General features: G+C 41.8%; 23 protein-coding genes. 20 read left to right on the top strand and 3 right to left on the bottom strand.

The genetic code is table 11. The features are described 5' to 3' along the window. The first annotated feature begins 145 nt into the window (after positions 1 to 145). The 13 genes from leuS (at position 146) to lipA (ending at position 12757) form a co-directional block, all read left to right on the top strand. A complete protein-coding gene (leuS, locus tag ACXAFE_RS05475; RefSeq protein WP_475149689.1) occupies positions 146 to 2734 on the top strand; it encodes a leucine--tRNA ligase in 2589 nt (862 codons plus the stop codon). Then, a complete protein-coding gene (locus tag ACXAFE_RS05470) occupies positions 2734 to 3219 on the top strand; it encodes an LPS-assembly lipoprotein LptE (RefSeq protein WP_475149686.1) in 486 nt (161 codons plus the stop codon). Before leuS ends, ACXAFE_RS05470 begins: the two co-directional genes overlap by 1 nt. After that, positions 3219 to 4274, top strand: coding sequence for a DNA polymerase III subunit delta (gene holA, locus ACXAFE_RS05465; RefSeq protein WP_475149682.1), 1056 nt, complete (start codon positions 3219 to 3221; stop codon positions 4272 to 4274). The genes ACXAFE_RS05470 and holA overlap by 1 nt, the downstream gene beginning before the upstream one ends. After that, entirely contained in the window at positions 4271 to 4885 is a 615-nt protein-coding gene (nadD, locus tag ACXAFE_RS05460) for a nicotinate-nucleotide adenylyltransferase (protein ID WP_475149678.1), read from the top strand. The genes holA and nadD overlap by 4 nt, the downstream gene beginning before the upstream one ends. 62 nt (positions 4886 to 4947) lie before the next feature. Beyond that, positions 4948 to 5265, top strand: a complete 318-nt coding sequence (gene rsfS, locus ACXAFE_RS05455; RefSeq protein ID WP_010560409.1) for a ribosome silencing factor — start codon at positions 4948 to 4950, stop codon at positions 5263 to 5265. A gap of 4 nt (positions 5266 to 5269) precedes the next feature. Then, complete coding sequence (rlmH, locus tag ACXAFE_RS05450; RefSeq protein WP_010560410.1) at positions 5270 to 5740, top strand: 23S rRNA (pseudouridine(1915)-N(3))-methyltransferase RlmH; 471 nt, start codon at positions 5270 to 5272, stop codon at positions 5738 to 5740. A 16-nt stretch (positions 5741 to 5756) separates the two neighbouring features. Next, a complete protein-coding gene (gene mrdA, locus ACXAFE_RS05445; protein WP_475149669.1) occupies positions 5757 to 7631 on the top strand; it encodes a penicillin-binding protein 2 in 1875 nt (624 codons plus the stop codon). After that, positions 7628 to 8731 (top strand): rod shape-determining protein RodA, encoded by a 1104-nt coding sequence (gene rodA / locus ACXAFE_RS05440; protein ID WP_475149665.1) that lies wholly within the window; start codon positions 7628 to 7630, stop codon positions 8729 to 8731. The genes mrdA and rodA overlap by 4 nt, the downstream gene beginning before the upstream one ends. Positions 8732 to 8735: 4 nt before the next feature. Beyond that, positions 8736 to 9479 carry a septal ring lytic transglycosylase RlpA family protein gene (locus ACXAFE_RS05435; protein ID WP_475149663.1) on the top strand — a complete coding sequence of 248 codons (744 nt, stop codon included), beginning with the start codon at positions 8736 to 8738 and terminating at the stop codon, positions 9477 to 9479. Positions 9480 to 9538: 59 nt separating this feature from the next. Further along, positions 9539 to 10690, top strand: a complete 1152-nt coding sequence (locus tag ACXAFE_RS05430) for a serine hydrolase (RefSeq protein ID WP_475149659.1) — start codon at positions 9539 to 9541, stop codon at positions 10688 to 10690. Between the two features lie 169 nt (positions 10691 to 10859). After that, on the top strand, positions 10860 to 11138 hold the full coding sequence (ybeD, locus tag ACXAFE_RS05425; protein ID WP_010560415.1) for a DUF493 family protein YbeD: 279 nt from the start codon (positions 10860 to 10862) through the stop codon (positions 11136 to 11138). Positions 11139 to 11149: 11 nt separating this feature from the next. Continuing rightward, entirely contained in the window at positions 11150 to 11788 is a 639-nt protein-coding gene (gene lipB / locus ACXAFE_RS05420; RefSeq protein ID WP_475149650.1) for a lipoyl(octanoyl) transferase LipB, read from the top strand. Between the two features lie 3 nt (positions 11789 to 11791). Next, positions 11792 to 12757: a lipoyl synthase gene (gene lipA / locus ACXAFE_RS05415; RefSeq protein ID WP_054978448.1), complete on the top strand. Its 966-nt coding sequence runs from the start codon at positions 11792 to 11794 to the stop codon at positions 12755 to 12757. 67 nt (positions 12758 to 12824) lie between these two features. Here lipA and ACXAFE_RS05410 read toward each other — a convergent pair whose 3' ends face one another. Both ACXAFE_RS05410 and ACXAFE_RS05405 read right to left on the bottom strand, forming a co-directional pair. Then, positions 12825 to 13346 (bottom strand): DUF2867 domain-containing protein, encoded by a 522-nt coding sequence (locus ACXAFE_RS05410; protein WP_475149642.1) that lies wholly within the window; start codon positions 13344 to 13346, stop codon positions 12825 to 12827. Further along, positions 13312 to 13509: a hypothetical protein gene (locus ACXAFE_RS05405; RefSeq protein ID WP_010560419.1), complete on the bottom strand. Its 198-nt coding sequence runs from the start codon at positions 13507 to 13509 to the stop codon at positions 13312 to 13314. Before ACXAFE_RS05405 ends, ACXAFE_RS05410 begins: the two co-directional genes overlap by 35 nt. A 124-nt stretch (positions 13510 to 13633) precedes the next feature. Between ACXAFE_RS05405 and ACXAFE_RS05400 the strand changes: the two genes are divergently transcribed. Continuing rightward, positions 13634 to 14164 carry a TetR/AcrR family transcriptional regulator gene (locus ACXAFE_RS05400; protein WP_010560420.1) on the top strand — a complete coding sequence of 177 codons (531 nt, stop codon included), beginning with the start codon at positions 13634 to 13636 and terminating at the stop codon, positions 14162 to 14164. 156 nt (positions 14165 to 14320) lie between these two features. Next, positions 14321 to 15112: an META domain-containing protein gene (locus tag ACXAFE_RS05395; protein ID WP_475149638.1), complete on the top strand. Its 792-nt coding sequence runs from the start codon at positions 14321 to 14323 to the stop codon at positions 15110 to 15112. A gap of 47 nt (positions 15113 to 15159) precedes the next feature. Here ACXAFE_RS05395 and ACXAFE_RS05390 read toward each other — a convergent pair whose 3' ends face one another. Further along, on the bottom strand, positions 15160 to 16008 hold the full coding sequence (locus tag ACXAFE_RS05390) for a 23S rRNA (adenine(2030)-N(6))-methyltransferase RlmJ (RefSeq protein ID WP_475149633.1): 849 nt from the start codon (positions 16006 to 16008) through the stop codon (positions 15160 to 15162). 181 nt (positions 16009 to 16189) lie between these two features. On the opposite strand from ACXAFE_RS05390, the gene ACXAFE_RS05385 reads away from it, so the two are divergent. The 5 genes from ACXAFE_RS05385 to ACXAFE_RS05365 all read left to right on the top strand — a co-directional run bounded on the left by ACXAFE_RS05385 (position 16190) and on the right by ACXAFE_RS05365 (position 19078). Next, entirely contained in the window at positions 16190 to 16414 is a 225-nt protein-coding gene (locus tag ACXAFE_RS05385; protein WP_010560423.1) for a hypothetical protein, read from the top strand. A gap of 3 nt (positions 16415 to 16417) precedes the next feature. Next, complete coding sequence (locus ACXAFE_RS05380) at positions 16418 to 16693, top strand: cell division protein ZapA (protein ID WP_010560424.1); 276 nt, start codon at positions 16418 to 16420, stop codon at positions 16691 to 16693. A gap of 79 nt (positions 16694 to 16772) precedes the next feature. After that, positions 16773 to 17087 (top strand): hypothetical protein, encoded by a 315-nt coding sequence (locus tag ACXAFE_RS05375; RefSeq protein ID WP_010560425.1) that lies wholly within the window; start codon positions 16773 to 16775, stop codon positions 17085 to 17087. Between the two features lie 95 nt (positions 17088 to 17182). Next, a complete protein-coding gene (locus tag ACXAFE_RS05370; protein WP_475149628.1) occupies positions 17183 to 18538 on the top strand; it encodes a LysM peptidoglycan-binding domain-containing protein in 1356 nt (451 codons plus the stop codon). A gap of 60 nt (positions 18539 to 18598) precedes the next feature. Beyond that, positions 18599 to 19078 (top strand): FKBP-type peptidyl-prolyl cis-trans isomerase, encoded by a 480-nt coding sequence (locus ACXAFE_RS05365; RefSeq protein WP_475149625.1) that lies wholly within the window; start codon positions 18599 to 18601, stop codon positions 19076 to 19078. The last annotated feature ends 2 nt before the right edge of the window (positions 19079 to 19080 follow it).

Raw genomic sequence — 19080 nt, 5'->3', positions numbered from 1 at the left:
GTAACAAAATCAAACGGCTTTTAAGGTGCGATTAAAGACACAAAAAACTTACTTTTAATGCACTGCTAAGGCTGTATTAGCGCCGCGATTTACGCTATGCTAAGCGCCAATTTTTATTTATTTTGCAAGTAGTTTGGAAATTAGAATGCAAGAGCAATACAGCCCGCAGGATATAGAACAGAAAGTTCAAAAATATTGGGATGAAAATCAAACATTTAAAGTAACTGAGCAAGAAGGTAAAGAAAAGTTTTACTGTCTCTCAATGTTCCCTTACCCAAGTGGTCGCCTGCACATGGGTCACGTACGTAACTACACCATTGGCGATGTAGTATCACGTTTCCAACGCTTGCAAGGTAAAAACGTAATGCAACCTATGGGTTGGGATGCATTTGGTCTACCTGCTGAAAACGCCGCAATTAAAAACAACACGGCACCTGCAAAATGGACTTACGAAAACATTGACTACATGCGCAACCAGTTAAAGCAACTTGGTTTTGGTTACGACTGGGATCGTGAAATCGCAACCTGTCACCCTGAGTACTACAAGTGGGAACAATGGTTCTTCACAAAACTGTACGAAAAAGGCCTTGTATACAAAAAAATGTCAACGGTTAACTGGGATCCAGTAGACCAAACCGTACTTGCTAATGAGCAAGTTATTGACGGTCGCGGTTGGCGTTCAGGTGCAGTTGTAGAGCAAAAAGAAATTCCACAGTGGTTTATTAAAATTACTGACTATGCGCAAGAGCTACTTGACGACTTAGACAAACTTGAGCACTGGCCTGAGCAAGTTAAAACCATGCAGCGCAACTGGATTGGTCGCTCTGAAGGGTTAGAAATCGACTTTAAACGCGCTGATAACGGTGAAACATTCACTGTTTACACAACGCGTCCAGATACCTTCATGGGCGTAACCTATGTGGGCGTTGCAGCTGGTCACCCAATTGCACAAGAAGCGGCTAAAAATAATCCAGCGGTTGCTGCATTCGTTGAAGAATGTAAAAACACCAAAGTTGCTGAAGCTGATATGGCAACAATGGAGAAAAAAGGCATCGACACTGGCTTTAAAGCAATTCACCCATTAACGGGCGAAGAAGTACCTGTATGGGCTGCTAACTTTGTACTAATGGACTACGGTTCGGGTGCAGTAATGGCAGTACCTGGTCACGACCAACGTGACTTTGAATTTGCTACTGCCTACGGCCTTGAAATCAAACAAGTTATTGCACCTGTTGAAGGTTCTGAACTAACAGCAGATATCGCCAATGAAGCATTCACTGAGAAAGGCGTGTTAATTAACTCTGGCGAATTTGATGGCCTTGAGTTTGACGCAGCATTTAATGCCATTGCCGATAAACTTGAAGGTATCAATGCAGGTAAGCGCAAAGTTAACTTCCGTCTACGTGACTGGGGTGTAAGCCGTCAGCGTTACTGGGGTTCACCAATCCCGATGTTAAATAAAGAAGATGGTTCTGAGCTTGCAGCAACAGAAGACATGTTACCAGTACGCCTACCTGAAGATGTTGTAATGAATGGTGTTACATCGCCAATCAAAGCTGATCCTGAATGGGCAAAAGCAACCGTTAATGGCGAGCAAGTTTTCCACGAAACTGATACCTTCGATACGTTTATGGAGTCATCTTGGTACTACGCACGCTACTGCAGCCCACGTTACGATGAAGGCATGTTAGAGCCAGGTGCAGCTAATTACTGGCTTCCTGTAAACCAATACATCGGTGGTATTGAGCACGCTATTTTGCATTTACTTTATGCGCGTTTCTTCCACAAACTATTGCGTGACTTTGGCCTAGTAAATTCAGACGAACCGTTTGAGCGTTTATTATGTCAGGGCATGGTATTAGCGGAAACCTTCTTCCGTAAAGACGAGAAAGGCGGCGACGTTTGGATTGCACCAAGCGACGTTGAAAGCGAAAAAGACGATAAAGGTCGCGTTGTAAAAGCGTGGCACAAAGACGACGGCCAACCAGTTGAATCAGCTGGTATGAGCAAAATGTCTAAGTCTAAAAATAACGGTATTGACCCGCAAACGGTTATCAACCAATACGGCGCCGATACAGTGCGTTTATTTATGATGTTTACCGCACCACCAGAGCAAACGTTAGAATGGTCTGATTCAGGTGTAGAAGGTGCGCATCGCTTTATTAAACGTGTTTGGAAATACGCCACTGAAGTAATGGCAAATGAGCGCACAACGCTTGATAGCGCTTCGCTTTCAAACGAGCAAAAAGTGATTCGTCGTGAATTACATAAAGCAATTGCAAAAGTGTCTGATGACTTAGATCGTCGTCAAACATTTAATACCGCTATTGCTGCGGTAATGGAATTACTTAACAAACTTGTTAAAGCACCATTAAACGATAGCAACGATATCGCGATTGGTTATGAAGCGCTTGAAGCATTAATCGTGATGCTTTCGCCAATCACGCCACACGTTTGTCATGAATTATGGCTAAACCTTGGCAAGCAAGGCGAAGTCGTTGATGCACCATGGCCTGTGGTTGACCAATCAGCGATGGTTGAAGACGAAAAACTGGTTGTTGTGCAGGTTAACGGTAAAGTACGCGGTAAAATTACCGTTGCCGCGGACGCAGACCAAGACGCTGTTGAAAAAGCAGCGTTTGCAGAACCTAATGTGACTAAATTCACAGACGGTTTAACTATTCGCAAGGTTATCTTTATTAAAGGTAAATTGCTAAACGTGGTTGCAAACTAATGTTTGCACCACGCTTTTTACAAAACACAGCATTATTGCTGTGTTTTGTGCTTTTAGTTGGCTGCGGTTTTAAATTGCGTACCGCATCCGTATTACCTGACGATCTGCAAAACTTAGTGGTCACGGCAACAAACCCTGACTCTCAGCTTTTTACCGAGCTACAAAACAGTTTAGCACTGAGCAATATTAATACTGATTCAAAGCACGCTACTGCTGAGCTAAGGTTACTAAAAGACTCGCTTAACCGTCGTACACTAAGTTTATTCCCAAACGGCCAAGTAGCCGAGCATGAACTTATTTACACTGTCAGTTACCAACTTATTCGTGATAAACAAAAGCCAATTACTAATAGCTTTGAGCTTACCCGTAATTATCAAGACGACCCTGATAACGCGCTAGCTAAATCGCGAGAAATGGAATTGATCCTGTCAGAATTGCGCCAACAAGCAAGTAACTTGATTATTCGTCAGTTAGGCCAATATTAATGCGTATTTATCCGAACCAATTAGTTGCTCAGTTAAAACAAGGCTTAACGCCTTTTTACTTACTTTTTGGTGAAGAAGCATATTTATTGAACCAAGCTGCGAGCCAAGTTAAATCAATTGCAAAAGCACAAGGATTTGATGAAATCATTCGCTTTGCCGCTTCTCCCCAGTTTGACTGGCAAGAAATTGTGCAAGAATATGCAAGCTTGTCTCTCTTTGCTAATCGAAAAATTATCGAATTAGAACTGGGTGACAGCAAGCCCAATGCTGCAGCCAGCAAGTTATTACAAACGCTTGCGCAAAACCCTAACCCCGATTGCATTCTCGTTATCAAAGGCGAAAAAGTGGGTAACGACATTCAACGTGGTGCATGGTTTAAAGCATTAGATAAACACGGATTATTTGTGCCGTGTTACCCGCTTCAAGGAAAGCAGCTGTTTGCGTGGCTTGAACAGCAGTGCCAAAGTTTGAATTTGCGATTATCTGCTGATGCTAAAACCTTATTGGTTGACTACAACCAAGATAATTTGTTCGCAATATCTCAAGAACTTGAAAAGCTCTCTTTACTCAATGTTTCTGGTGAAATTAACGCCCAAACATTAGCGCCAACGCTGGTCAATCAGTCGCGTTTAGACGTATTTGATTTAAGCGACGCCCTATTAACAGGTGACAGTGTTCAAATCAGCAAAGTAATGCTTAAGCTAAAACAAGAAAACGTCGAACCAACCATTATTTTATGGGCACTGGTACGCGAGTTTGAAAGCTTACAAGTAATGCAACAAGCAATAGCAAACGGCGAATCATTCAATGCAATTTTCAGCCAATTTAAGGTGTGGAAAAATAAGCAAGCCATTACAGAGCAAGCATTAAGGCGTTTAACACACGTTGAACTAAACGCGCTCGGTGATGTACTTGCCGAATTTGATTTAGCCTACAAACAACATCAACATATTGATGCCTACCAACACTTGCTGCATATTGCCCTAATGTTTGTTGGTCCTCTGCCCTTTTCTGTACCGTTTAACGCAAAAGTAGAACAATACGCCAACCTATGATTGTTATTTTAGGTGGCACATTTGACCCAATACACACCGGGCACCTTGCATTAGCGAAACAAGCGGATCAAATACTGACACCGAGTAAAGTGCTATTTATGCCCTGCAAGCAACCTGTACATAAAGCCACGTCGGGCATAACAAGCGCGCACCGCATTAATATGATTAAACTCGCAATTAAAGATGAGGCTAACTTTGCTATTGATTTGCGCGAAATAAACCGCGGAACACCAAGTTATGCGCTAGAAAGCCTGATTAGCTTCAGACATGAATTCCCAGAAGTGCCTTTATTTTTTATTATCGGAATGGATTCACTCAACACCTTACATAAATGGCATAAATGGCAAGACTGTATCAGCAATAGCAATTTTTTAGTCTTTCAACGACCGGGCGAAACATTTCAACCAAACCCTGAAGTTGCGCCGTTTATTAGTGGCAATATTAACGATGCGATAGAAGACTTACCGCTTGCCGGTCATATCTTTCTTGCACAGCACCAACAAGTCGCCATTTCATCCTCGGCACTGCGTATAAATCTTGCCCAATACAAAAATGAATTCCTGCCAGAAGCGGTTTCTGACTATATAAAACAGCATCGTCTCTACCAATAAACCCTCTGCACGTGTTAAAATTTAACAATTAAGCCAAATAAACCAATTACTAGGAAATACTTTTGGATCCTCGCGAGTTATTAGACTTTGTAATCGACAAAGCAGACGACATCAAAGCCGTTGATATCACCACGTTAGATATGACAGATAAATCATCAATTACCGACTATATGGTTGTGTGCTCAGGCACTTCAAAACGTCATGTACAGTCAATTGCCAACAACGTTGCACTTGAAGCAAAAGCACAAGGTATTGAAATCATCGGTACCGAAGGCCAACAAGAAGGCGAATGGGTATTACTTGATTTAGGTGATGTAGTACTTCATGTAATGCAAGAAAGTGCACGTGAATTCTACCAGTTAGAAAAACTTTGGAGCTAATTCTGTGCGTATTCAGCTAATTGCTGTTGGTACGAAAATGCCAGCGTGGGTAGAAACCGGCTTTCAAGAGTATCAGCGCCGCTTTCCGCGCGATATGAGCTTAGAGCTTATTGAAATTCCCGCTGGTAAACGCGGTAAAAATGCCGATATTAAACGTATTTTACAGCAAGAAGGTGAAAAAACCTTAGCCGCAATTCCTAAAGGGAACAAAATCGTTACTTTAGAGGTCACAGGTAAAGCACTCGATACCCATCAACTTGCCAAGGAAATGAGTAAATGGCAACTTGATGGACGCGATATCAGCTTACTAATTGGCGGTCCTGAAGGTTTAGCACCTGAATGTATTGCTGCATCTGAGCAAAAATGGTCTTTATCTAATTTGACCTTGCCTCATCCACTGGTAAGAATAATCGTCGCAGAAAGCTTGTATCGTGCATGGAGTTTGAATAACAATCACCCTTATCACCGAGAATAAGAACAAAAACAATTAGATGCTAAAACAACGCGCTACTATCAGGGATCACTCAGCGGAGGCTAATTTAGTCGCCCGCCGCGCGTTTGTGGCGTTTGTGTTTGTCATGATTGTTATTGGCATCTTGTTTGTTAACGTGTTTAATTTACAAGTTAATCAACACCAAAGTTACCAAACTCGCTCTAACGAAAATCGCATTAAAGTCATTCCAATTGCGCCAAACCGTGGCCTGATATACGACCGTAATGGCGTACTACTCGCGGAAAACCGCCCTGTTTATAATCTTGAAGTAATTCCAGAAGAATCAGACGACCTAGAAAAAAGTTTAAGTGAAGTCTCCGCTCTTTTTGATATTAGCCAAGAGCAGCAACAAGAATTTCTTAAAAACAGTAAACGCAAACGTCGTTTTAAAAGCCAAATTTTAAAGTCGCGCTTAACCCCAGAGCAAGTTGCATTATTTTCTGTAAACCAACACAAATACCCAGGTTTTAGCGTTGAAGCACGCTTAGCGCGTCATTACCCTTATGGCGATGCCCTAACCCACGCGATTGGCTATGTTGCCAAGATGAATAAAACCGAACACTTTGAACTCGAAATGGAAGGTCGCGACGTAAACTATCGGGCAACTCGTGATATTGGTAAATTAGGTATCGAAAAATACTACGAAGAAATATTACATGGCACCGTCGGCAGCGAAGAAGTTGAAATTAATAATCGCGGGCGAATTTTACGCACGCTAAAATCAACCGCTCCCGAACCTGGCAAAGATCTCATTCTTACTTTGGATATTGGTTTACAACAAATAGCACAAGCGGCGCTAGATGGTATGCGCGGTGCAATTGTGGTGATGGATGCTCGTGACGGTGGTATTTTAGCCTTTTATTCAAACCCAAGTTACGATCCTAATTTATTTGTTCACGGCATTAGTAGCAAAGATTACAAAGCACTGCTCAACCCAGATAGACCACTCGTTAACCGTGTTACTAAAGGGGTTTATCCACCTGCATCAACAATTAAACCGCACCTTGCAATGTTGGCCCTTGATGAAGACGTTGTTACTGAAACAACCGAAATACACGACCCTGGTTTTTTTAAATTACCTAAAGCGGATCACCGTTGGCGTGACTGGAAACCTTGGGGACACGGCAAAGTCGATGTATATAAAGCAATCGAAGAAAGTTGCGATACTTACTTTTATGAAGTGGGATACCGTTTAGGCATCGATAAAATTAGCGAGTTTATGTATCAATTTGGTTTTGGTCAGCGTACGGGTATTGATATTCACGAAGAAAAAACCGCAAACTTGCCGTCGCGTGAATGGAAAGAAGTCACATACAAGTTACCTTGGTACCCGGGTGACACACCCAATATTTCGATTGGTCAAGGCTACTGGACCGCAACCCCTATGCAAATAGCCAACTCCATGACCATTATGGTGAATAAGGGCTTACGTTATCAGCCGCATTTAGTGTCAGCAACTAAACTGAGCGACCAAGTACAAATTATTGCCCGTGATGAAAAGCCCCCCGTGCAACTTAAAAATGATGAAAATTGGGATATTGCACTACGTGCGATGTACAACACGGTACATAAAAAAACGGGCACGGCGCATAAAGCCTTTATTGGTGCACAATACACGGCAGGTGGAAAAACCGGTACTGCGCAGGTAAAAAGTATCGCCCAAGGTGAGCGTTACAACGCAGAAAAACTCGACGAGCGCCACCGTGATAACGCAATGTATATTGGTTTTGCCCCTTATGAAAAGCCTGAAATTGTCATAGCTGTTGCTGTTGAAAATACCGGTGGCGGTGCAACCGTTGGGGCACCTATCGCGCGTACATTAATGGACTATTACTTTTCGAATAAACCAGAATCTTTGGTAGGTAAACCGTGAAGGCGCTCAATCACAATAAAACGATTTGGGATAGATTACACCTAGACTGGCCATTACTTGCAGCAATTTTAGCGTTAATGAGCGGCAGTTTAGTGGTAGTTTACAGCGCTGGCGGTCAGAATATTGATTTAGTAATTCGTCAAGCAACCCGTATTGGGCTTGGCTTATTTGTTATGTTCGCCCTGGCCCAAGTATCACCCACAAATATGCGACGTTGGGCATTGCCCATCTACGTGGTTGGTGTTGCTCTGCTGGTTGCCGTCATGTTTTTTGGTGTATCAAGTAAAGGCGCACAGCGCTGGCTCAATGTGGGGATTCGCTTTCAACCCTCTGAGATTATGAAACTTGCTATGCCGATAATGGTTGCTTGGTATATTAGCCGTTATCATTTGCCACCGAAATATCGCCATTTAGCAATTGGCTTATTAATTGTTGCAATTCCAACACGTTTAATCATGAAGCAACCCGATTTAGGCACATCAATTCTGATTGCAAGTTCTGGCCTATTTGTGTTGTTTTTTGCAGGTCTTCATTGGCGCCTTATTCTAGGTGCTTTAGCCATCGCACCAGCCGCAATTTACGGTTTTTGGCATTATGGCATGCACGAATACCAAAAAACACGGGTGCTAACCATGCTTGATCCAGAGAGCGATCCACTTGGTGCGGGATATCATATTATTCAGTCTAAAATTGCGATTGGCTCTGGCGGTGTTGAAGGCAAAGGCTGGACGCATGGCACGCAGTCTCAGTTAGAGTTTTTGCCTGAGCGCCACACCGATTTTATTTTTTCCGTGCTGAGTGAAGAATTTGGCCTAATTGGTGTCACAATTTTACTGAGCTTGTACTTATTTATTATCGCTCGCGGCTTATTTATTGCTGTCAGTGCGCAAGATGCATTCGGCAAATTATTAGCAGCGAGTATTACCCTGACCTTCTTTGTTTATGTTTTTGTAAACATTGGTATGGTTTCAGGGTTATTACCTGTAGTAGGGGTTCCCCTTCCCCTTATCAGCTATGGCGGTACGTCCATGGTAACCCTGCTTGCGGGGTTCGGTATTATTATGTCTATTGCAACCCATAAGCGCATTTTGGTGAAATAACACAATGAAACACCTACTACTTTTAACAATACTAATTTCTATAACCGCATGTGCGCCGTCTGGTCGCTACAGTATGCGTCATGACGCAGCGCCACTGCGCGCGCCATTGCCAGAAGAAATGCAAGATGTTGCCGTAACATCTGAAAAAAAGAGCATTTCTGCAAGCAGACCTTATGAAGTGCACGGCAAGCGTTATCAGCCATTGCACAGTGAAGTAGGCTTCAGCCAAACGGGAGTAGCCTCTTGGTATGGGCGAAAATTCCATGGCTACGCCACATCTAATGGTGAGCCTTACGATATGTTTGCCATGACCGCAGCACATAAAACATTACCGTTACCCAGTTTCGTGCGTGTTACCAACTTAGAAAATGGTTATACTGCAGTGGTACGCGTTAACGACCGCGGGCCATTTCACGATGATCGTATTATCGATTTATCGTACGCCGCCGCATATAAACTAGGCTACCATCGCAAAGGTACCGCGAAAGTAAAAATAGAAGCCCTAGTTCCGGAAACTAATCATCACAAAGCCTATATTCAAATCGCCGCTGCGCAAAGTATCGAGCACTTAGGCGTGCTTGCTAAAACGTTAACGGCAGAACATCAGGTAGACAGTAAAATTGTGAAAAAAGATGGAATTTATCGCTTGCGCCTTGGTCCAATCGACAATGCGCAAGTTGCGAAAGAATTACTCGATAAAATTAAGGCAAACAGCCATGAAAACGCATTCATGCTTTACAGTGACTGATTGCTTTAGGATAATTAACGCAAAATACCCAAAACTAATACAATTGACCCAAAAAGCCAATGAATCGAATTAAAAAAACAGTTATTGCTGCTATTGCAGCAGCGTCGTGCTTTTCACTGCAAGCACAAATCATCCCCGCGCCTCCTCAAATCAATGCTAAGGGCTATTTTTTAGTTGACTTTACAACAGGTAAAGTAATTGCCGAAGGTGAAGCTGATACTAAGCTAGCACCAGCAAGTTTAACCAAAATGATGACCAGCTATGTAATTGGTCTTGAGGTAGAAAACGGTAATATTTCACTTGATGATCAAGTTACCATCAGTGAAAGAGCGTGGGCGAAAAACTTTCCAGACTCATCAAAAATGTTTATCGAAGTAGGTAAACAAGTATCGGTAGAAGACTTAAACCGCGGCATTATTGTTCAATCAGGTAATGATGCGTGTGTAGCAATGGCGGAGCACATTGCAGGTAGTGAACCCGCATTTGCTGATTTAATGAATGCTCATGCACAAAAGTTAGGTATGAGTAATACGCACTTTATCAACAGCCACGGTTTAGATACCACAGAGCACTATACTACACCACGTGATATGGCAACCTTAGGTGTTGCACTTATTCGTGACGTACCTGCTGAGTACTCGCTATACGCAGAGAAGTCGTTCACGTATAACGGCATAAAACAGTATAACCGTAACTCACTGTTATGGGATGAAAACCTCAATGTTGATGGTATTAAAACAGGCCACACCAGTGAAGCTGGCTACAGCCTTGTAACCTCAGCTAAAAAAGGCAATATGCGTCTAGTATCGGTTGTAATGGGTACTAAGAGCGAGCGTTCACGTGCAACAGAAAGCCGCAAATTACTTAACTACGGTTTCCGCTTCTTTGAAACAGTGACACCATATAAAGCCGGTGACAGCTTTGCCGAGCAGCGTATTTGGATGGGTCACAAAGAAACGGTATCGCTAGGTATTTTAGAAGATACACCGATCACTATTCCTCGTGGTCAAATGAAAAACCTAAAGGCGAATTTCGAGCTAGACCAAACACTTGAAGCACCAATTGAAAAAGGTGTAAAAGTGGGTACTTTGTTCTTACAACTAGACGGTGAAGATATTGCACAATATCCACTAGTAACGTTAGAAGAAATTAACGAAGGTAGCTTCTTTAGCAAAATCTACGATTATATTCGTCTACAAATTAACAAGTAATCTGTTAATTAATAAAAAAAGCGCCATTTGGCGCTTTTTTTATTTGTAAATTGCCAAAGACAGATAAACATTATTAATAAGCGTTTTTTTGAATTTATGATAGACTAGCGGGCATTTTCTTAGGGCCAGCTAAATGGTCGTAATAACCCTATAATTACTGAGGTGAAATGTGGTTAATCCGGTTAAAAATACTAAATTTGACGAGTTTTTAGAGTTCCCTTGTCCTTTTACTTTTAAAGTAATGGGCCTTGCAAATGTTGACTTAACCTCGCAAGTATTAACTGTGATGCAAAAGTTAGCGCCTGGCGACTACGCACCTAAAACCAAAGCAAGCAGCAAAGGTAATTATGAGTCTGTAAGTTTAGTTGCAACAGTCACCAGCAAAGAACATATCGAAACAATTTACACTGAGCTTGGCTCAATCGCAGACGTACGTTACGTACTGTAAGGCCTATTAATATGCCTCAATTGATCGTTCGACAGCTTAATCGCCAAGATTACGAGCCGGTATGGCAAGCAATGCAACATTATACCGATACGCGCGACGAAAATGCCGCTGATGAAATTTGGTTGGTAGAGCACAACCCTGTATTTACTCAAGGTCAAGCAGGCAAAGAAGAACACTTATTAATGACCGGTGATATTCCGGTAGTTAAAGTTGATCGTGGCGGCCAAGTAACTTATCACGGTCCAGGCCAACAAGTACTGTATGTACTGTTTAATTTACGTCGTCTCAAAATTGGCGTTCGCGAATTGGTTACGTGGCTTGAAGAAACGGTGATCGATACCCTAAATGATTTCGGTATCAAGGCGTACGCTAAAGCCGATGCACCGGGCGTATATGTCGACGAAAAAAAAATAGCCTCTTTGGGTCTTCGCGTTCGTCGTGGCTGTTCTTTTCACGGTCTTGCATTAAATATCGATATGGATATGGAACCGTTTTTACGCATTAACCCGTGTGGTTATGCCGGAATGGAAATGCTACAAACCAAACAAATTAATGGCCCACAAACGCTAGAAGAAGCGTCAAGCGGGCTGGTAAAGCACCTAGTTAAAAAATTAGGTACCACTGAATATGAGCAAGTAGTAGGTTTTTAATCAATGAGTAAACCTGTAAAAATGCAACCGGGCGTAAAGCTTCGTGATGCGGAAAAAATGGCACTAATCCCCGTCAAGGTTATGCCAACTGAAAAAGAAGAAATGCTGCGCAAGCCAGAATGGCTAAAAATCCGTTTACCTAAATCAAGTGAGCGTATTGACGGCATTAAAAGCGCAATGCGTAAGCATGGTTTGCACTCAGTGTGTGAAGAAGCATCTTGTCCAAACTTGTCTGAGTGTTTTAACCACGGCACAGCAACCTTTATGATTTTAGGTGCAATTTGTACCCGTCGTTGCCCGTTCTGTGATGTTGCCCACGGTCGACCGCTGAAGCCTGATGCACAAGAGCCAGAAAAGCTTGCCTTAACGATTAAAGATATGAAGCTAAGTTACGTTGTAATTACGTCTGTTGACCGTGATGACTTACGTGACGGTGGTGCACAGCACTTTGCCGACTGTATTCGCGAAATTCGCAAACACAATCCAGGGATTACGATTGAAATTTTAGTACCTGACTTCCGTGGTCGTATGGATAAAGCCCTTGAGATTTTAACCGAAACGCCACCTGATGTGTTTAACCACAACTTAGAAACAGCACCGCGCCTTTATAAGCTTGCGCGTCCAGGTGCTGACTACAAATGGTCACTTGAATTACTGCGTCGCTTTAAAGAAGCTCACCCGAACGTTAAAACAAAATCAGGTTTAATGGTTGGCCTAGGCGAAGAAATTAGCGAAATTGAAGAAGTGTTGCGCGATTTACGTGAACACAATGTAGATATGCTTACTGTGGGTCAGTATCTACAGCCTTCTAAGCACCATTTACCAGTTAAGCGCTACGTGCCGCCTGTCGAATTTGATGCATTAAAAGACTATGCTGATGAAATTGGCTTCAGTCATGCAGCTTGTGGTCCGTTTGTACGCTCTAGTTACCACGCTGATCTACAAGCAGCAGGTAAAGAGGTTAAGTAACAAAAGCGCACGCTAAATTACTTAAGTTCATTGCAAATAAAAGCCAGCACATGCTGGCTTTTATGTTTTATATTCGATTCATTTTTAATGCGTAACGAATGCAAAATCGGGCAATAAATCGATGAAATGGCTTAATGATTGCCATATACACTCGCCCTTTTAACGTTCTTAACTCCACCTCTGTCGCAACAATAAATTGACTTTGCGACACCCGTTTAACCGTTAGCCAAATTGCCATATTGGGCTCCTCACTGGTACTGACAACTTGCTCATCGCTTACCAATTGATAACGCAAAAACCCAGCACGCTCGCCTGTTTTCATCGAGGTAAAGCTACTACCCATATTATTATCTGTTGCCAAAAAGCCAAACAGTGCGACGACTTTATTACGCAGTGTCAAAAGGCCTTTTACCCACTGTGGCAACTCTGCGAAAATAGCAAAATAAACCTGCTGTGCAGTTAAGTCAGCCTTGTTTGCAGTAAACATAAATGCATCTTGATAACACACCCCGCAGCCTTTGCTAACAACACTTGGAAATGGGACTGCCGTAACTTTATTTTTTACCGGGCTGCTTTTGTAAAAACGCATCTTTAAACGCCTTTTTTCCATCTTTAAAGCCTAAAATAAGTAGCAACAGCACTACACCCCCAGGCACTAAAACAGCCATAAGCAGTGGGCCAACAACATAGCTATAACAAAAGATAAACGGCAGAAAAATAACCGAGCCAAGTAATCGTTTTAAATGTTCCATACTCACTCCTGAATAATAAATTGAGCGCGCTCATTTTATTATTGAGCACGCTCAAAAATCAACAATAATTTTTATTGCGTTAATTTATAAAGCTGGTGTAATAGCGCATGTACTGGAGGAAAACGTGTCAAAAAAAGAACAAACAAAACAACTTATTCTTACAACTGCATGGCAGCTTTTTAAAGAAAATGGATACCAAAATACCAGCACGCGTGATATTGCTATGGCATCTGGCGTTGCCAACGGCACAGTATTTAGTCATTTCAAAAGTAAAATAGACATATTAAAAGCGGGATTTTCAGACCAATTAGATGAAGTACTGTTAAACGCCAGCAAAAAAGATAAAAGCCATACTGCAATTGAACGCATGTCGCATTATGCTAAAGCACTCTACCCGTTTTACTTATCTCAGCGCGAATTTAGTCGAGAGTTACTTGGCACGATTATGTGGCAACACAGTGAACTTGCCCCTCAGTTAGCACGATTTAAACACCAACTAATACACGATAACAACGCAAATGCACATCATGCGGATGTGATCATTGATCTTTATTTTATGACCTTGCTATACGGGCTAAATCACCCTGAAATAAATGAAAATGAATTAGTTACACAACTTGAAAAAAAGCTGAGTTTGCTCAATGTACCGAACTAACATTCAGGTCAACTAAAATAAATTAAGCTATGTAGCATTAAGCATAAGTTAATAATAGCGCTTTAAAATACGCGGTGTTGAACTTGCAAAGAGCAAAGCTCAACACGCACTTGTGTAAGTCCACTTAATTTCGTTAAACAAGATAAAGGAACTACTATGAATCGCTTTGCTAAACCTTTGTTTTTATGTTCACTTATTGCCACCAGCACAATTACATTAACCGCGTGTCAATCTGCCCCTGAAGTACAGCAATCAACAATGCGCACCTTAAATACTGAAGTATTTTATTTAGACCGCAGCATGTTGCCGCCTAATGCCGAGTTAACAGTAACGCTTGAAGATGTATCAAAAATGGACGTTGCCGCAACCGTGATTAGTAGTAAATTAACCACGCTCGATACTGCGCCACCTTATCGCGTTGCACTAACTTATGATGAAGCACTCATTAAAGACAACATGCGCTACAACGTACGCGCACAGATCCGTAAAGACGGCAAGTTATTGTATACCACGACACAATCAAATAACCCGTTTGTAAATAACAGCGATCCGCTACGACTAAAACTGACTAAAATCGCCCCAACAATCAAACCAGATGTGCCGCTGACAAATACTTATTGGAAAGCCACCATGTTACAAGATGCTCAAGTGAATACACCTGAAGGTGCACGAGAAGTCTTTGTGCAGTTAAAAGCCGATGGTAACGCGCGTGGATTTGCTGGCTGCAATAACTTTATGGGTGGCTATTTAGCAAAAGAGTTTGGCCTGCGCTTTAAAGGCATGGCCAGTACCATGATGATGTGCCAAGGTACGGCGAACACCCTTGAAAGTGCAATGCATCAAGTATTGCAAGATACGTTTGAATACAAAATAAAGGGTGAGTCATTAACCTTATTTAACGAGAAAAAAGAAAAAATTGCTCAGTTTAGTGCCGTATATTTTAACTAACTAAAGCTTGCTTAGTGCATAAAAAAAGCCGCATTTTGCGGCTTTTTTTATTCTTCAACGAGTTGTTCGCTACGGTAAAAACCACTGTCATCCGACAACAAGGACACAAGTTCTGGTAAACATGCATCCATGGTTTTTTTCAATGTCCATGGCGGGTTTATCACAATCATGCCTGAGGCCGTCATACCTAACTCATCGCTATCTGCGCTCGTCGCAAGCTCAAACAACTGAATATTGCGAATACCCGATGCAATAAGCCCCTGCTCCATTTTTTCAATGCGCTCGCGTGTCACTACAGGATACCAAATCATAATCGTGCCACTGTTAAATCTCGCGTTGGCTTTTTTAACAGTTTTAACAACTTGCTCGTAATCCGACTTTATTTCGTAAGGAGGATCAATTAATACGCAACCACGTTTTGCTTGCGGTGGTAACAAGCCCAATAGTCCTGAAAATCCGTTTTCTTTACGCACATAGGTTTGCTTGCGACGCGTGCTAAGCTCAGCCATATTGTTTTTTAAGCTTTCGCTGTCTTGCGGATGCAATTCGAATAACCAGCGTTTGTCGGTATCACGTAATAAGCTGTCAGCAACAAGTGGCGAACCTGGGTAAAATTCAAGCTCCCCTTTATTAAACTGTTTTACACGCTCAACATAATTTGCAATTGCTTGGTTATCACCTGTGTATTGCCATAACTTAGCAATTCCATCTAAATACTCTTGCGTTTTTTGGGCGTCTGCATTGGCTAAACGATAAATGCCAACACCTGAGTGGGTATCAATATATTCAAGAGGCTTATCTTTTTGCGTAAGATAAGTAAGCGTTTCAATTAATACTAAATGTTTAATAACATCAGCAGGGTTACCTGCATGAAAAGAGTGACGATAGCTAAGCATATACAGCCCTAAACGTAAATTTGCTGCATTATAACTCTTTTATACATGTTTTACGGGTAGATTTTGCGCAGTTAAACGATTTTAGCTAAATTTCCTTGAACTTAGCCTTGCTATCGCCATCCAATACCCATATTTACATATTACTGTCACATTTATTCATTATTATTTAAGGCGTGCCATTATGAGCGACAATTTATACTCTACGCTACACTCGTTAGTTGACCAATTAATCTCCCAAAACCAAACCCTAAAAGAAGAAAAGCAAGCGCTTGAAACTGCGTTAGCCAAAGCAAAAGACGAGCTTGAAACATCGCAGCTTGAATTAATGGAGCTTGAAGAATCAAGCAGCTCACAAGCAGCGTCTTTAAACGAACTTGTTACTAAGCTTTCGCAAGCGGCAAGTTAATTTATGGCGCAAGGTGATAATCAGGGCCTCGCAATAACCTTACTTGGCAAGCAGCATATGATTGCTTGCCCAAAAGGCAAAGAAGATGAGCTGCTTGCTGCAGCCAACCGTTTAAACGATGAGTTAAACGAATTTAAACAGCGTGCACACACCAAAAGCGATGATAAAGTATTGCTGATGGTCGCTTTGAATCTTTGTCACCAATTACTCAGTGCTGACGCGCAACATACCAAGCAAATGAACCAACTGATTGTTAAGTTGTTGTCAGCAGTCGAATAATATATCTCAGATTGTTCTGGAAATTATTTTACTATTGCGATATTAATGTCACACCTTTAACCGCTAAAAACCGTTGGCCATGCAAAAATCTCAACTATTTGGCATCAAACTACTCGTTATTAGTTTAGTATTTTTTGTCATTTTAATTGTAGATGCAGTGGTTATTTGCCAGCTTTTAAATACGCAAAACTCAGTAACTGTGTTACAAGTTCAATTGTGGGGAAGCTGTTTGGTGGCAGGTGGTATTGTGAGTGGCATTTCGCTTTTACAGCTCAAAAAAATCAGCGCAATGCGTGCATCAAGCTATTTAATTATGGCCTTGATTTTTATAGCCTTACCCTTTGTTTTTGCGACAAGCCCTTATTCTGTAACAAGTTTTTTTAACTTCTTTTAAATCTTACAGTTATCAATTTTTTGCTTTTTTGTCATTTCTGATACTTTTTTCTTGTCTACACTTAAACCAAGTTTTCCTGAAAAGGCATGCTGGTTATGTATCGCTCACCCGAGTTAAAAGGTCTATTGCTATCGCTGCTACTTGCATTAGTAGCACCAACTGTATCTGCCGTGAGCGACAAATCGAATATTTGGCAACTTATTGCTGAAAATAGACAGCTAGCAAACCTATCACACCCGCGAATTGACGATAAATTACACTGGTATTCGCAACAATCGTTTTATGCCAGCAATGTTTCATTGCGCGCAAAGCCATACTTACCCTATATAGTTGCAGAGCTTAAAAAACGTAACATGCCGATAGAATTAGCCCTACTGCCCATTGTTGAAAGTGATTTTCGTATGACCAAATCGCAAAAAGGCGCGGCGGGAATTTGGCAGCTTATGCCACTGATTGCACAGCATTATAATGTGCCAATTAACGGATATTACGATGGCCGCTTTGACTTAGCGCTTTCAACCCATGCTGCACTGAGTTATTTAAACGAACTATATGTGACTTTTGACAATGACTGGTTGTTAGCGATCGCTGCCTATAACTGCGGTGAGGGTAAAGTAAAAGAGGCAATACGTATAAATAAACATAACGCTAAACCGGTAGATTTTTGGCATTTGTCATTACCGCAAGAAACAAAAGATTATGTACCTAAGCTATTAGCGGTTAATAAACTAATTGCAAACAATCCGTCGTTTTTTCCACCTGTGGAAAGCACTGCGTCTACTCGTATCATCGATGTAGAGCAGCCCTTTTCCATTATTGTAATTGCGGAGCTACTCCAAGTGCCTAGCGCAGAAATATTAAAACTAAATCGCGCCTATATCGCCGATAAAAGTGCACCTAATGGCCCGTTTCATTTGCTGCTACCAAAAAAGCTCGGCATCACACTAGAACAAGTATTGTTGTTTAGCCGCTATGGTAAAGATAAAGGATACACAGTTAAAAAAGGGGACTCTTTATACCGCCTAGCAAACCTCACGAACACGTCTATTTCAAAGTTAAAAGCGCTTAATCGTTTAACAACAGATGTATTGTATATTGGGCAGCTTTTAATCTTACCCGCCAGCAGTAAAAGCATGCCGAGTTTAGTGCGTGAATATGCCATTAGCCAGTACATCAAACGGGCAAAACCGGAAATCGAAACATTAGAAGTATCCTACCAGGTTAAACCGAGCGACTCCCTTTGGCACATTGCGACTTTATTTGATGTTACCATCAAGCAGCTGCGCGATTGGAATGCATTGCCGCGAAAAGGCATTATAAAACCGGGGCAAGAATTAAAAATTGTTATTACGCAAGCTAAAGCGGCGCCGCAAAACATCCTTACCTCTGGCGATATCACCGAGCAACTGCCCTACTTTTCAATTAGCCAAACAGCGACATTAAACAATTGATTTTCGCGTCTTAATCTGAATTCATATATACTGCGAAAAATTGTTAAATTTAGGATTATTATGCAAATCGCAAAAGACGCCGTTGTTGAATTTCATTACACCGTGTTTGAAGGTGACACTCAGTTAGAATCGAGCAAAGATGGCGCTCCGCTAGCTTACCTTCATGGTCATGAAGGCATGTTGCCAGGTTTAGAAAATGCGCTTGATGGAAAAGCAGCTGATGAGAAATTTAGCGTTGAGCTTGAAGCTAAAGACGCGTACGGCCCTCGCCACGATAACGCAGTTCAGCGCATTCCTTTAAAGCACTTACAAGGTGCTAAAGTATGGAAGCCAGGCATGACTGCCGTTGTGCATACCGATCAAGGTCAACGCCAAGTAACCATCATTAAAGTTGGTCGCTTTAACGCTGATTGTGATTTAAACCACCCATTTGCTGGTAAAGACTTAACCTTTAATATCGAAGTAGTATCAGTACGCGAAGCAACAAGCGAAGAGTTATCGCATGGTCATGTGCATGGCGCTGGCGGTTGCGGCCACTAAGT

This window comes from Pseudoalteromonas sp. ABV4_021 (genome assembly GCF_056159365.1).
Note: the sequence above shows the minus strand (reverse complement) of the source record. Positions and strands in the feature narration are given on the sequence as shown.